Source organism: Streptomyces sp. WG5 (genome assembly GCF_049974565.1).
Classification (GTDB): Bacteria; Actinomycetota; Actinomycetes; order Streptomycetales; family Streptomycetaceae; genus Streptomyces.
In genome coordinates this window covers 1-698 of record NZ_JBNGGC010000158.1, presented here as the reverse complement: position 1 = coordinate 698, position 698 = coordinate 1, and the positions used below count along the sequence as shown (strand labels likewise).

The 698-nt window shown below is 69.3% G+C and carries 1 protein-coding gene; it reads right to left on the bottom strand.

Annotated features, from left to right (window positions below; all coding sequences use genetic code 11):
• Positions 1–698, bottom strand: a 698-nt coding sequence (locus ACP4IX_RS36360; RefSeq protein ID WP_426558946.1) for a dihydrolipoamide acetyltransferase family protein, incomplete at both ends; no start/stop codon positions are given.

Sequence of the window (698 nt, the reverse complement as noted above, 5' to 3'; positions counted from 1 at the left end):
TGATCAACCGCTTCGGCTGCTCCAGGATCGCGGCGACGTCGGCGAGGACCTTGGAGCCGAGTTCGCCGTCGACGAGGCGGTGGTCGAAGCTGAGGGCGAGGGTGGTGACCTGGCGCGGCTTGACCTTGCCCTTGTGGACCCAGGGCTGGAGCTTGATCGCGCCGACCGCGAGGATCGCGGACTCGCCCGGGTTGAGGATCGGTGTGCCGGTGTCGACGCCGAAGACGCCGACGTTGGTGATGGTCACCGTGCCGCCCTGCATGGCGGCCGGGGAGGTCTTGCCCTCCCGGGCCGTGGACACCAGCTCGCCCAGGGACTCGGCCAGCTGCGGCAGTGTCCTGGTGTGGGCGTCCTTGATGTTCGGGACGATCAGGCCGCGCGGGGTCGCGGCGGCGATGCCCAGGTTGACGTAGTGCTTGACCACGATCTCCTGCGCCGCCTCGTCCCAGGAGGCGTTGATGTCCGGGTTGCGCTTGACGGCCACCAGCAGGGCCTTGGCGATCAGCAGCAGCGGGTTCACCCGCAGGCCGGTGAACTCCTTGTCCTGCTTCAGCTCCTCGACCAGCTTCATCGTGCGCGTCACGTCGACCGTCACGAACTCGGTGACGTGCGGCGCCGTGAACGCCGAACCGACCATCGCCGCCGCCGTCGCCCTGCGCACGCCCTTGACCGGGACACGCGTCTCACGCGCCGTGTCG